This window comes from Candidatus Pelagibacter communis (genome assembly GCF_001180185.1).
Lineage (GTDB): Bacteria > Pseudomonadota > Alphaproteobacteria > Pelagibacterales > Pelagibacteraceae > Pelagibacter > Pelagibacter ubique_F.
Window position 1 is genome coordinate 1 of sequence record NZ_CVSS01000013.1, and the last position, 13,739, is coordinate 13,739.

The following is a 13,739-nucleotide window of genomic DNA, read 5'->3' on the forward strand; positions in this document are numbered from 1 at the left end:
TAACCAATTTTGGTCTTAATGAATTGTGATTAGAAACATAATTCAAGATATCAACATTTTTTTTCAAATTTTAATGTAAATTCTTCTTTTTTTTTTATTTTAATATTTTTTTTCTCAGTAACTTTAAAATCTGAGACTGCAGCTGAAAAAACAGCTACGTCTACAGGTAAATTTTTTTGTGTCTCTTTAAACATTTCCTCAGCAGTTTCAACCTTGATTAGATTGATTTCTTCATCAATTTTAAGGTTAGTAGGCCCAGATATTAACGTAGTTTGAAAGCCATTTCTTAAAAAAGATTTTGCAATTTCATATCCTTGTTTTCCACTAGATTTATTTGTTATAAATCTTACAGGATCTATATACTCATGAGTTGGACCAGCAGTAACAAGCGCTCGATATTTTTTATTATTATTTAAATTAAATAAATAATCATTCAATATCTTTATTATATCTTCTGGCTCAGTCATTTTTCCTTCACCATATTCACCACAAGCCATTTCACCAATTTCTGGTCCAATTATTTTGTACGAATATGATTTTAAAATTTTTAAATTTTCTTTAATAGAAGGGTGTTCCCACATTCGCACATTCATAGCAGGAGCTAAAAATATAGGTTTATTTGATGCCAGAATTACAGTTGAGGCTAAATCCTCAGATGAGCCATTAGCAAGTTTTGCAATTGTATTTGCTGTTGCTGGTTGTACTAGAACTAAATCTGCCCATCTAGATAAAGATATATGGTCCATTTCATTTTCATTTTCTGCATTAAAAAGTTCATCGTAAACTTTTCCTTGTGATAATGAGGTAACTGATAACGGTGTTACAAATTCTTTTGCATTTTTAGTCAAGATTGTTTTAATTTTACAACCATTTTTTTTTAAGATTCTTATTGTTTCAAGACTTTTATAGGCCGCAATACCTCCACAGATAATCAATAAAATTTTTTTGTTTTCTAAGTTTTTCATTTTACAAATTAAAATACTAATAAGCCTATAATTACAACAATTAATATCCCAATTATTGACTGATTTCTGAATGCAGTCATTTCTGATTTTTTATCATTTAAAGCAGTGTAAGAATTTGAATTTTGAGGTATTTGTCCACTTGCTAGATATGTTAAAGCTTGATTAGCTTTATCCATAATTTCAGGAAATTCTGGCAATCGTTTAATTACTTCAGATGTACTTTGAATTGTTTCACTTATTGTGTTGAGTGGATCTTTTGTTTCTTTTAACCAGTTTTCTAAAACTGGTTTTGAGGTGGTCCAGATATTTGTATTTGGATTGAGTTTTCTTGCGACTCCCTCAACAACCACCATAGTTTTTTGTAGCATCAATAACTGTGGTTGAGTTTGCATGTTAAATTTTTCTGTTACATCAAATAATTGTTTTAAGAGTTTTCCCCCAGATATATCTTTTACTGCTTGCCCAAAAATGGGCTCACCTATTGACCTCAAGGCTTGAGCTAAATCATCAATTGGAACATTTTTAGGTACTAATCCTGCAATTAAATGGACTTCAGCAACTTTTTTATAGTCTCTTTGTATAAACCCAAATAATATTTCAGCTAAAAATCTTTTACTCATTTTATCTAGTCTTCCCATTATTCCAAAATCTATAGGAACAATTTGACCATTATTATCTACAAAAATATTACCTTGATGCATATCAGCATGAAAGAAACCATCTCTTACTGCATGTCTTAAAAAATTTTGAATAATATCTTCAGCTATTTTACTTGTATCTATATTTCGTTTCTTAAGCTCCTCTGTTTCTCTAATGGATACACCATCAATCCAATCAAGTGTCATAACGTTTTCGCTTGTGAAATTCCAATAAATTTCAGGAACGCGAAAACCTACGTCGTTTTTTGTATTTTGTGCGTATTCATTTGCAGCTGCAGCCTCAAATCTTAAATCCATTTCTAAATTAGTTATTTCTTTAAGTAAAAAAACTACTTCCACAAGTTTTAATCTTCGCGTTTTTTTAATTAATGATTCAACTAAAAAAGCAAATAGCATCATGGCATCAATTTCTTCATTAAAAATCTTTTTGATGTCTGGTCTTAAAATTTTTATTGCTACATCTTTAAGAGTACCGTTATCATCTATTTGCGCTTTATGAACTTGAGCTATTGATGCTGCAGCTACTGGTTCACTTAAATTAATAATTGAGTTGAAAGTATTTTCACCTAAGTCTTTTCTGATTATTTCTTTTGCTTGATTAATTGAGAAAGGCGGCAGCTTATCTTGTAAGTTTTCTAATTTTTTTGATAACTCTTCCCCAATTATATCTGGTCGAGTAGCTAAAAATTGTCCAAGTTTGATAAAAGTTGTTCCCATGCCCTCCAATGCACTTGATAATCTTTCACCTTCATCTTGACTAGTAAGAGCTTGTTGTGTTCGAGAAAATGAAAAAGATAAAATTTTAAATAAAATTTTTATAACTAAGGGCGGACGATGAAACTTGGAGGTAATCTTTAGTATATCAGATTTAGCTACTTTTCTTCCAAGTTTTAATAACGTGAATAGCTTTCTAATCATTAATATTTCCAACCACTATGAATTGATACGATTCCGCCAGACAAATTTCGATATGTACATTTCTTAAAGCTGTTTTTTTGCATTAAATTAATTAACTCTTCTTGATTAACAAAGTTCTTAATACTTTTGATTAAATATTCATATGGTTCTTTTTCACCTACAATAATATTTCCAATAATCGGGATTAATTTTGAATAGTTATTATAAATAAAATTTAAATTTGAATTTTCAATTTTTGAAAATTCTAAACATAAAAATCGACCACCAGGTTTTAAAACTCTATAAGCTTCAGATAATGCTTTGTTAATATCCTTGGTATTTCTCAATCCAAAACTAATTGTGTAATAATCAAATGAATTATTAGAAATAGGTAGTTTTTCTGCTGAGGCAATTACCCATTTAATATTTTTATAATTATATAACTTTTCTTTTCCCTTAGTTATCATGCCCTTATTTGGATCAACACATGTGATTGACAAATTTTTTTTGGTATTATCTAAAAATAATTTTCCAATATCACCCGTGCCACACCCCACATCAATTAGATTGTTATTCAAAGAGGGATTCATCATATCAATCAAATTTTTCTTCCATATTCTATGTATACCCATAGACATAAAATCATTCATTAGATCATATTTACTGTAAACACGATCAAATATGCCTTGAACTAAGCCTTTTTTGTTTTGAAGATATTGTTGCATAAATAATTTTATACAATCAATATAGTATCAAATGCCAGAATTACCAGAAGTAGAAATAGTAAGACAATCCTTGAATAAAAAAATTAGTAAAAAAAAGGTAAAAAAAGTTATTATTAGAAATAAGAATTTGAGAATCAAAATTCCTAATAATTTTGGAAAGTTTATTGAGAACAAAATTGTAAAAAATGTATCTAGATTTTCTAAATATTTGATCATTAATTTTCCAAATAATCAATACTGTTTGATTCATTTAGGAATGTCTGGGACTATACATTTCATCAAAAATAACGACAAAAAATATAAATCTAATTTAAGTTTTTATCATTCTCCATTTTTACCAGAAAAACATAATCACGTTGAATTAATTTTTAATAAATTTAGAATTATTTACAACGACCCAAGAAGATTTGGTTTTTTTCAAATTATCACAAGTTTTAGTGATTTAGAAAAGAAGTTTGCTCACTTAGGGCCTGAACCATTTAACAAAAAATTTGATTTAAATTATTTTTATCAATATTCAAAAGGTAAAAATAAAAAAATAAGAGACTTATTAATTGATCAAAAATTTGTTTCCGGTATTGGAAATATTTATGCTAATGAAATTTTATTCTTATGTCGAATTAAACCTTATAAAAAAATAAAATTTCTTAACAAGGAGAATTTTAATCAAATTATAATTAATTCAAAAAAAATTCTGAGTGAAGCTATCAATAAAGGTGGATCTAGTATCAAGGATTTTAAAAATACAGAGGGTGATAAAGGTGGTTTTCAAGATAATTTTAAAGTTTATCAGAGAGAGGGACTAACTTGTAAAAGATTTAGTTGTAGAGGTAAAATCATAAAAAAAAGAATTGGAAATAGATCAATTTTTTTTTGTAATTCTTGTCAAATTTAAACAATTATTTGATTGACCGACATAAATTCTCAAGCTATACCCCTGCGCATATGGCTAATACAAAATCAGCAATTAAGAGAATTAGAAGAATTTCTAAGCAGACAGCAGTAAATAAAGTAAGAAAAAGCAGATATAAAATTGCTCTTAAAAAAATGAAACTTTTAATTGAGAATAAAAAGAAGCAAGAAGCGCTAAAATTCTTGCCAAAATTGAATTCTGAACTGATGAAGATTGCAAAGACTGGTATAATTAAAAAACAGAATGCATCAAGAAACGTTTCTAGGATTACAAAGAAGATATCTTCACTTTAAGTTTAACACCTGTAGTTGATTCAACTTTAATGATACGCATTATGTATATTAATCTAAAGAGGTTTAACTACATTTAGATTTAGTAAATAAATAAATTTATTTGATTCAATTAAAAATTTTACAATAACTGATTGCAGAATTTGTCTTAAAAAAAATTTTTAATTTAAAAAAAAATTTACACAATCCTAGATTACATTTTTTTTTGAATACAAAGAATTATTTCTTGCAAACATATCAATATGGTTTTAACTGAGAGACTTCCTTAATTATGAATAATATCTTTACAAATAAAAATTTAAAAAATTCAAAGGTTGAGAAATTAGATTGGAATTTTGTTCAAGCTCAGATGAAAAATAAATTAGGCATAGAAATCTATGAGAGCTGGTTAAAAAAGATAAATTTTATAGAAGAGTTTAATAATTATATTATATTAGAAGTTCCCACTAGATTTATAAGAGATTGGATTACTTCAAGGTATTTAGATCAAATTTTACAAATCATAAAAAGCTTTAAAAAAGATATAATTCGAATCGAATTCAAAATAGATGAAAAAAATTTGATTAATAATCCAGAAATTAGAAATAATTTAAATAATTTTAACAATAAAGAAAACGTATCTTTTATCAAAGACTCTTATCTTCAATACAACAGGATAGATTCAAACAAAAGACTTGATAATTTTCTTACAGGTTCTAGTAACAGACTTGCCTATGAAGCCTCACTAAAAGTATCAGAAAATATTTCGCATTATAATCCGTTATACATATATGGTGGAGTGGGCATGGGTAAAACTCATTTGCTAAATGCAATAGGATTGGAATTAAAAAAAAATAATAAAGTTATGTTTATTTCTGCTGAGAGATTTATGTATCAATTTGTCAAATCAATTAAATCAAATGATATGGTTAGATTTAAAGATTATTTCAGAAACACAGATATTTTATTGATTGATGATATCCAGTTTATGAATGGAAAAGAGGCTATGCAAGAGGAGTTTTTTCATACATTTAATGCATTATTAGATAAAGGATCACAAATAATAGTTTCAGCAGATCGTGCACCAAATAAATTAGCTAGAATTCAAGAAAGAATAAAATCTAGATTTTCAGGTGGTTTAGTTGTTGATATCCAAAGGCCAGATTTAGAATTGAGAAAAAAAATAGTTGAACAAAAAACTGATGAACTAAATAAATTTTATTCTGATAAGGTAAAGATTTCTGAAGAAATAAAAGATTATATTAGCACAGAAATAACCGCCAGTATTAGAGAACTAATAGGATCAATTAATAGAATAATTTCATTTTCGAGAATTTATAATAAAACACCTAATCTTTCAGAGGTAAAAATCATTTTAAAAGATTTATTAAATATGTCAGAAAATAAGGTTACTATTGATCTAATTCAAACATTGGTTTGTAAGTTTTTTAAGATAAGCAAAAATGAAATGTTGTCATCTAGAAGATCAAGATACTTGGTAAGACCACGTCAAACTGCTATATACCTTACAAAAATACTAACTTCAAAGTCATTACCTGAAATAGGTCGAGAGTTTTCAAATCGTGACCATACTACAATAATTCACTCTGTAAAAACTATTGAAAAACTTAAAGAAAAAAATCCAGAAATGGTAGAAAATATAAATAAACTCAAAAATCAAATATTATATAGTAATAGAGATAATGAGATTTAACGTTAATCAACAGGATTTACAGCAAGCTTTAAATTATTGCCAAGGGATTATTGAAAAAAGAAGTACTCTGCAAATTCTCTCAAATGTTTTGCTAGATGTAAATAATACGCATCTGACAATCACAGCTACAGACCTTGATTTAATTTTTATTCATAAAATTAAGAATATTGAAATTATTGAGGAGGGAAAAACTACGACAACTTCATCAATTATGTATGATATTGTGCGAAAATTTAATTCAGGAAATAAAATAAATTTATCTTTGTCAGCAACAAATAAGTTACAGCTGGAGTCTGAAAAGTCAATTTTTAATCTTAATTGTATTAGTTCATCAGAATTTCCATTAACAGATGAAAATTTTAACGATAATGAATTTTCTTTAAATTCAAAAAGTCTTTTAAAACTTTTAAATAAATGTAAATTCTCAGTTTCTAATGATGAAACAAGACATTATTTAAGTGGAATATATTTTCATCAAACCGAGGTAGAAAATAAACATTACCTTACTGCAGTAGCAACTGATAGTCACAGAATGTCTATTTCAAAGATAAGACTAGATCAAAAAATTAATTTTGACCCTATAATTTTACCAAAAAAAACAGTTTACCAGCTTGTATCATTACTAGATAATTATGAAGGAAATGTAAAAATATCAAACCTCAAATCAAAAATAAAATTTGAACTGGATAATAGTATTTTAATTTCGAAATTGATAGATGGTAAGTTTCCAAATTATATTCAAGTCATTCCAAAAAATAATCAAAAAAAATTAGAAATAGATCTTAAGTTATTTTTAGGATCTGTTGATCGAGTTGCATCAGTATCATTAGATAAAAAAGATGGTGTAAAATTCAAAATGACCAAAGATTCTCTTAATCTTTCAGTAAACAATACAAACAGTGGTGATGGAAATGAAACTTTAAGTGTTACGTTTGAACATGATTTGGAGATAAGTTTTAATTCAAGATATTTAATCGATGTAGCCTCTCAACTAGATGGAAAAAAAATTGAAATTTTTTTTAATGATACAGGATCACCTGCTTTGATAAAAGATCCAGGTGATTATGATAGTATTTATGTTGTTATGCCTATGAAGGGCTAATTAAATTTGTCTAGTTCACTATAAATTTGATTTTGTAAATCATCTACAAACTTATCTTTTTCTATTCCGTAATCTATAAGAGGTAAAATGGAAATATTTATTTCTTTATTGGATTTTTTATAACCTGTTTTTGGCCATACATGACCTGAGTTAATAGCAACTGGCTGGCATGATACTTTTAATTCATCATAGATTCTGCCAACTCCTTTTTTAAAAGTTGTTCTTTCCTCTGGATTTACTCTTGTACCTTGTGGAAAAATTACTAATGGTCTATCAGTTTTTTCCAAAACTTTTTTTATATTATCAAAAAAACTTAAATTATCTTTAGTAATTTTATTTCTATTAATAGAAATTGAGCCAATTTTTTTCAGATACCAGCCAAATATTGGGATGTAAAGTAATTCTTTTTTCAAAACAAAAATGGGAGAATTAAAAATTGTTTGAAGATAAAAAGTTTCAAACATTGATTGATGAGAAGAAGCAATAAAGAATTTTTTATTAGTGTTAATATTTTCTATACCATGAACTTTTACTTTTACACATAAAATAATTTTTAAACAAAAACTTGCCCAGTAACCCATTAATTTGCCTCCGACTATTACAAATTTTTGTGGCAGAATTAAAGAGGGTAAAAATATTAATGATATAAAAATTATTCCTGAAAAAAAAATACAAGAAAATAATAGATTTCTAAACATTAATAAATTTTATATCAACTCAGATATTTTTTGTCTTTTATTAATAACTTGAATCTTTGATCCTTTGATTAATATTTCAATTGGTTTTGCTCTTAAGTTATAGTTTGAAGCTAACGAAGTTCCGTACGCACCTACATCACATATTACTAAAAAGTCTTTTTCATTTAATTTTTGAAACTTTTTAACTGTAGAAAATCTATCTGTGCTCTCACAAATTGGACCTACAAATTCGTAAGTTTTTTTTGATAACCTACCAGTTTTTATATATGGCATTACTTTATGTTCAGCACCATATAACGCTGGTCTCATTAAATCATTCATTGCTGCATCCAAAATTATAAAATCTTTTTTATAACCCTCTTTGATATAAATTACTTTAGTTATTAAAATTCCTGAATCGCCAACAATTGATCTGCCTGGTTCAAAAATAATTTTACAATTATTTTTTTTTAAAAACTTATCAATGCTTAAGGAGTATTTTTTTAAATTTAATTTTAAATTTCGATGGCTATAGTCTATTCCAATGCCTCCACCTAAATCAACATATTCAAATTTGTAATTAGTCTTTTTTATAGTTCTATTCACAACTGAAAGCATATTTTTATAAGGTTTATAATTAAGAATTTGACTACCTATGTGAACACTTAGGCATTTAAGATTTAAATTTTTTGAATTTTTTGCATAATTTACTAATTTAATAAATGTTTTTTCATCTACACCAAATTTATTCTCTTTTTTTCCTGTAGAAATTTGACTTAATGTTTGTGCATCTGTATTCGGATTCAGTCTAATACCGATATCAATTTTTTTTTTTTTTGATTTTGCAATTTTTTCTATTGTCAAAATTTCACTTTTAGACTCTGCGTTTATCAACAATATATTTTTAAGAATTGCATATTCAATTTCACCCTCAGTTTTACCAACTCCTGAAAAAACAATTTTTTTTGGGTTGATACCTGCCTTAAGGGCCTTCATAAGTTCACCTTGTGAAACGACATCAGCTCCTAAGTCATTATTCTTCAACTCTTTTAGAATAGCTAAGTTTGCATTTGCTTTGACTGCATAACAAAATAAGGGTTTTATTTTTTTAAAGTTTTTTTTTAAATTTAAGATATTATTTTTGATAGTTTTTAGCGAATAGCAATATATTGGAGTTTTAAATTTTTTACCAAGATACCTAATATCAAAATTGTCAAAAATTAATTTATTTTTTTTATAAATCATATTATAAAAATATTCTGGTTGCTATATCTATCTAAGTTTTGAACCTTCTCATTAAAAACAGGATCTCCTTTCTTACCACAAGAAACAAGTAGAAGAATTGAGACTATAAAAATTAAAAATAATTTTCTCATAAGTTTTTTTTATATTTGAATATCATCCTTTTAATATTTTCAAAAGATGTTCCTCCGTAAGATTTTTTAGAATTTACTGAATTTTTTAAAATAAATATTTTAAGCACTTCAGTTGTTAAGTTTGGTTCAATTTTTTTTAAATCTTCTAATTTTAGCTCTCGGAGTTTCTTTTTTTTCTTTTCAGCTAAATTTACAATTTCAGCAGTTTTTTGATATGCTTCTCTAAAAGACATTGAATGATTTCTTACTAAATAATCTGCTAAATCTGTGGCAGTAATGAAGCCAGAGTCAGCCAATTCATACATCTTTTTTTTATTTGGTGAAAAATTTTTTAAAATTTCATCCAATATTTTTAAACAATTGATAAGTGTATCATTAGATTTAAAAATTAATTCTTTGTCCTCTTGTAAATCTTTAAAATAAGATAAAGGCAGCCCTTTTAATATTGTAAGCATTGAAAATAAATTCCCAAAAGCTGTTCCAGTTTTTCCTCTTAAAAATTCTAATAAATCTGGATTTTTTTTTTGTGGCATTATTGATGATCCAGTAACAACTTTATCTGAAAGATTAATTAAATTATATCCCTCTGAGTTCCAAATAATTAGCTCTTCCGCAATTCTTGAAATATGCATTGAGCATACAGATATACTAAAAAGAAAATCTAGAACAAAATCTCTATCTGAAACTGTGTCTATAGAGTTATTTGTAGGATTATTAAAACCTAATCTTTTTGCAGTATAATTTCTATCAATATTAAAAGATGTTCCTGAAAGAGCAGCTACTCCTAAAGGAGACTCATTTAAATTTTCTAAATTATTATTAAATCTTTTTTTATCTCTTCGAAACATTTCAATGTATGCCATAAAGTAGTGGGCTAAAGATATTGGTTGAGCATTTTTAAGATGGGTAAAACCTGGCATAATTGTTTCAACATTTTTTTCTGCAATTTTAAGTGTTGACTTAATAATCTTGTTTAAATTAATTACAATTTCTTTGTTTGAATTTTTAATCCAAATTTTTAAATCAGTGATTACTTGGTCATTTCTTGATCTTGCAGTGTGAATATATCCCGCATCCTCTCCAATAATCTCAAAAAGTCTTTTTTCTATATTCATATGAATATCTTCATGTTTTTTATTAAATATAAATTTTTTTTTAACTATTTCTTTTTCTATTTTCTGAAGTCCATAAATAATCTTATTCTTAATTTTAAAAGATATAATTTTTTGTTTAAACAACATATCAACATGAGCAATTGATCCGAGAATGTCCTCTTTATATAATCTTTTATCAATATCTATTGAGCTTCCCACTTTTTGAAAAATAGATGATACATCTTTAATTCTAGTGCTCCATATTGCTTGGTTGTTTTTATTTTTAGCCATGATAATTACTTATACATATTAAATATGAGATTTTTAATAATTTTTATATTTCTTATTGCAAATGCAAAGGCAGTAGAACCACCAAAAATTAAAAATTTAGTTATTAATAAAGAATATAAAGTGTATGAAGATATTTCTTTTTTGGACTCAAACAGAAAAATAACTAATTTAGCTGATTATAAGGGTAAATTGGTATTAATCAATTTCTGGGCCACTTGGTGTGCACCTTGTAAAGAAGAAATGCCATCTTTAGATGCTTTAAAGATTAATCCAAATTTAAAAGATTTAGTAATATTTCCAGTAAATATTGGTAAGGACAATTTGAGAAAATCGAGAATATTTTTCGAGGATCTTGGTATAAAAAATTTAGATATTTATTTTGATAACCCTATGACGCTTGCAAAAAAATTTAATTTAAGAGGTGTTCCAACAACTATTTTATTTAATAAAGAGAATAAAGAATTTGCTAGAGTAATTGGCTCAATTGATTTTACAGATGAAAATTTTTTGAATTGGATTAAACAGTATAATTAATCTTTGAAAAAATAGGCAAAAGCTACAAGAATTATAATTGCTAAAAATTGCAAAAGAACTCTAAGTTGCATTAATTTATTAGAATATTTTTTGCTTGCGTTTCCTCCTTTAAATAAAGTTCCAATCCCAAGAATCAATACTACTCCTACGGCAATTAAAAGAGTTATAGATAAAACTTTAACAAATATTCCTGTAAACATATTTATATTGTAAAGTGTTTTTTAAAATAAAAAACAAATTAAATTTATTATGACATTTTGTCTTGATAGCACAATTATAAAACCTGAGAAAAGTGAAGATATTAACAGTATTGTAGTATTGCTCCACGGATATGGAGGAGACGGTAAAGATATAAGCATGCTCTCTTTGAATTGGAAACGATACATGCCAAATACAATATTTATATGTCCAAATGGACATGAAGTATGCTCAATTAATCCCGGAGGCTATCAATGGTTCGATCTATCATTAGATGATCCTAAATATATATTAGAACAATGTATGAAGGCAGAAAAAAAACTTAATAAGTTTCTAGATGAAATTAAAAGAAAATATAGTCTTGATAATAATAGAATTATCTTGTCTGGTTTTAGTCAAGGTTGCATGATGTCAATTAATGTTGGCCTAACAGCATCAAAAAAATTCAATAGTATTTTAGGATTTTCTGGAAAAATTATTGACTTAAACGATTTAAAACAAAGAAAAAAAAATAATACTAGCATCTTATTAATTCATGGAGATCAAGATGATATAGTTTCACCTACTCATTTACTTGAAGCAAAGGATTTTCTTTTAAGGGAAAAAATTGATGTGGAGTCGCACCTTATTAGAAATTGTGGACACCATATCCCTATTGATGCATCTAGTATAGCTTTAAACTATATGTTAAAAAAATTAACTATTTGAGAAATATTGATATCATAATTTAATTGATATAAGATTTATTAAATGAACGAATTAATTGAACAAAATGTATCCTTAGAGAAGTGTCCAGCTCTTGTATTAAATGCTGATTACAGACCTTTAAGTTACTATCCACTTTCTTTATGGTCATGGCAAGATGCAATAAAATCAGTTTTTTTAGATAGAGTAATCATAGTTAGTAATTACGATAGAAAAATTAGAAGCCCCTCTTTCGAAATGAAACTTCCAAGTGTAATTGCACTTAAAAGTTACATAGTTCCTCAAACCAAACCAAGCTTTACACGATTTAATGTTTTTTTAAGAGATAGGTTTTCTTGCCAATATTGTGGCAGTAAAGAAGAATTAACTTTTGATCATTTGCTTCCTAGATCTAAAGGAGGAGAAACGAATTGGGATAATGTTGTGACTGCATGCTCAAATTGTAACGTTAAAAAAGGGGGAAAATTGCTGAAGGTTTCAGGAATGAAACTACATCAATATCCTTATCAACCTTCAACAGAAGACTTACATAAAAATGGTAAACATTTTCCACCTAATTATTTGCACAAAAGTTGGATGGACTATCTTTACTGGGATGTTGAATTGGAGTCTTAATTTTATTAAATTTTTTCAGAAATATTAATTGCAATCTTTGATCCAGTTTTAATAATTTTATCCATTACAAAGTAAAAGCCTTTTTTTGTTGCACCTTTTTCATAAGCAATATCTTTATGATGAAGTTCATCTTCTCTAAATTTAACAATTTTTTTTTTTAATTCTTTTTCGTTAGAGTCTAATTGATCAATTTGACTTTGATAATGTTTATCGATTACTTCCTCAACAGATGCTGTACACAACATAGCAGCTTTTTTTCCTAATAAAGTTGAGCCAAAACCTAAGCTAACACCTAATAAATCCCACAATGGAAGAAATTTTGTAGGTTTGATTTTTCTTTTTTTTATTTCCTTCTCAAAAAAATCACAATGTTCTTTTTCATGAACTTTCATTTCTTCAATTGTTTTTTTCAGATTTTCATCTTTGATGAGGGTATTTAGTGCAAGTAGCTGTCCTTCATAAATTTTTACAGCTCCTCGTTCACCGGCGTGATCCACTCTAATGAATTCCTCTATTCTATTTTTTGAGCTTTTCATAATTTACAAATATTTTTGTTAATAAAATTAATAAAACTAAACTTATTACCATATTAAATGAAGTTAATGAAAATCCAAAAATTCTAAATGTCACATCTTTGCAGCTTACAATTTTATCTTTTAGCTGATTTAATATTTCTTCTTTGGTAATAATATCAGATATATTTTTAAGTCCACAAACTGATGATTCTTCAAAAAAACCCTGTTCAATACCAAAGTGATAAAAAGATAGAATAAAAGAAAAAGAGAATGTTATGATTAATAATAAAATAATAAATTGTTCTTTTTTTTTAAACAATAATTTTGTAATTATCAAAAATATAGTTAACACATAAGGGATTCTTTGCATTAAGCATAAATTACAAGGTTGATGTCCTAAAATGTATTCTATAAAAAAAGCTGAAATTATTGATACGAAACTAATAAATAAAATGATATTTAGGTAAATTTGTATTTTATTTTTAAGCAT

At 26.4% G+C, this 13,739-nt stretch carries 16 protein-coding genes; 7 read left to right on the plus strand and 9 right to left on the minus strand.

The window, feature by feature from the left end; translation table 11 throughout:
• Positions 1-50 precede the first annotated feature (50 nt).
• Genes coaBC through ubiE form a run of 3 tightly spaced genes read right to left on the minus strand, consistent with a single transcriptional unit; the run spans position 51 to position 3,246 of the window.
• Positions 51-965: a bifunctional phosphopantothenoylcysteine decarboxylase/phosphopantothenate--cysteine ligase CoaBC gene (coaBC, locus tag AMN95_RS00950; RefSeq protein WP_075522140.1), complete on the minus strand. Its 915-nt coding sequence runs from the start codon at positions 963-965 to the stop codon at positions 51-53.
• A gap of 8 nt (positions 966-973) precedes the next feature.
• Positions 974-2,542 (minus strand): 2-polyprenylphenol 6-hydroxylase, encoded by a 1,569-nt coding sequence (gene ubiB / locus AMN95_RS00955; protein WP_075522141.1) that lies wholly within the window; start codon positions 2,540-2,542, stop codon positions 974-976.
• Positions 2,542-3,246 (minus strand): bifunctional demethylmenaquinone methyltransferase/2-methoxy-6-polyprenyl-1,4-benzoquinol methylase UbiE, encoded by a 705-nt coding sequence (gene ubiE / locus AMN95_RS00960; protein WP_075522142.1) that lies wholly within the window; start codon positions 3,244-3,246, stop codon positions 2,542-2,544. The genes ubiB and ubiE overlap by 1 nt, the downstream gene beginning before the upstream one ends.
• A gap of 31 nt (positions 3,247-3,277) precedes the next feature.
• On the opposite strand from ubiE, the gene mutM reads away from it, so the two are divergent.
• The 4 genes from mutM to dnaN all read left to right on the plus strand — a co-directional run bounded on the left by mutM (position 3,278) and on the right by dnaN (position 7,244).
• Complete coding sequence (gene mutM, locus AMN95_RS00965; protein WP_075522143.1) at positions 3,278-4,141, plus strand: bifunctional DNA-formamidopyrimidine glycosylase/DNA-(apurinic or apyrimidinic site) lyase; 864 nt, start codon at positions 3,278-3,280, stop codon at positions 4,139-4,141.
• 50 nt (positions 4,142-4,191) lie between these two features.
• Positions 4,192-4,452, plus strand: a complete 261-nt coding sequence (gene rpsT, locus AMN95_RS00970; RefSeq protein ID WP_075522179.1) for a 30S ribosomal protein S20 — start codon at positions 4,192-4,194, stop codon at positions 4,450-4,452.
• 268 nt (positions 4,453-4,720) lie between these two features.
• On the plus strand, positions 4,721-6,142 hold the full coding sequence (gene dnaA, locus AMN95_RS00975) for a chromosomal replication initiator protein DnaA (RefSeq protein ID WP_075522144.1): 1,422 nt from the start codon (positions 4,721-4,723) through the stop codon (positions 6,140-6,142).
• Entirely contained in the window at positions 6,132-7,244 is a 1,113-nt protein-coding gene (dnaN, locus tag AMN95_RS00980; protein ID WP_075522145.1) for a DNA polymerase III subunit beta, read from the plus strand. The genes dnaA and dnaN overlap by 11 nt, the downstream gene beginning before the upstream one ends.
• Here dnaN and AMN95_RS00985 read toward each other — a convergent pair.
• From AMN95_RS00985 to argH, 3 genes are all read right to left on the minus strand, one after another.
• Positions 7,241-7,942, minus strand: coding sequence for a lysophospholipid acyltransferase family protein (locus tag AMN95_RS00985; protein WP_075522146.1), 702 nt, complete (start codon positions 7,940-7,942; stop codon positions 7,241-7,243). The two genes, dnaN and AMN95_RS00985, sit on opposite strands and share 4 nt — an antisense overlap.
• Positions 7,943-7,951: 9 nt before the next feature.
• A complete protein-coding gene (gene lysA / locus AMN95_RS00990) occupies positions 7,952-9,166 on the minus strand; it encodes a diaminopimelate decarboxylase (RefSeq protein WP_075522147.1) in 1,215 nt (404 codons plus the stop codon).
• Positions 9,167-9,293: 127 nt separating this feature from the next.
• The gene (gene argH, locus AMN95_RS00995) at positions 9,294-10,682 is read right to left on the minus strand and encodes an argininosuccinate lyase (RefSeq protein WP_075522148.1); all 1,389 of its coding nucleotides are present in this window, start codon (positions 10,680-10,682) and stop codon (positions 9,294-9,296) included.
• 24 nt (positions 10,683-10,706) lie between these two features.
• Here argH and AMN95_RS01000 point away from each other — a divergent pair, with 24 nt between their 5' ends.
• Positions 10,707-11,216, plus strand: a complete 510-nt coding sequence (locus AMN95_RS01000; protein ID WP_075522180.1) for a TlpA family protein disulfide reductase — start codon at positions 10,707-10,709, stop codon at positions 11,214-11,216.
• Here the strand turns inward: AMN95_RS01000 and AMN95_RS01005 are convergent.
• A complete protein-coding gene (locus AMN95_RS01005; protein WP_075522149.1) occupies positions 11,213-11,416 on the minus strand; it encodes a twin transmembrane helix small protein in 204 nt (67 codons plus the stop codon). The two genes, AMN95_RS01000 and AMN95_RS01005, sit on opposite strands and share 4 nt — an antisense overlap.
• 49 nt (positions 11,417-11,465) lie before the next feature.
• Here AMN95_RS01005 and AMN95_RS01010 point away from each other — a divergent pair, with 49 nt between their 5' ends.
• Positions 11,466-12,122 carry an alpha/beta hydrolase gene (locus tag AMN95_RS01010; RefSeq protein ID WP_075522150.1) on the plus strand — a complete coding sequence of 219 codons (657 nt, stop codon included), beginning with the start codon at positions 11,466-11,468 and terminating at the stop codon, positions 12,120-12,122.
• Positions 12,123-12,164: 42 nt separating this feature from the next.
• Positions 12,165-12,734, plus strand: a complete 570-nt coding sequence (locus AMN95_RS01015; protein WP_075522151.1) for an HNH endonuclease — start codon at positions 12,165-12,167, stop codon at positions 12,732-12,734.
• Positions 12,735-12,739: 5 nt separating this feature from the next.
• Here AMN95_RS01015 and AMN95_RS01020 read toward each other — a convergent pair whose 3' ends face one another.
• Together AMN95_RS01020 and AMN95_RS01025 are read right to left on the minus strand one after the other, a co-directional pair.
• Complete coding sequence (locus AMN95_RS01020) at positions 12,740-13,270, minus strand: demethoxyubiquinone hydroxylase family protein (protein ID WP_075522152.1); 531 nt, start codon at positions 13,268-13,270, stop codon at positions 12,740-12,742.
• Entirely contained in the window at positions 13,251-13,739 is a 489-nt protein-coding gene (locus AMN95_RS01025; RefSeq protein WP_075522153.1) for a disulfide bond formation protein B, read from the minus strand. The genes AMN95_RS01020 and AMN95_RS01025 overlap by 20 nt, the downstream gene beginning before the upstream one ends.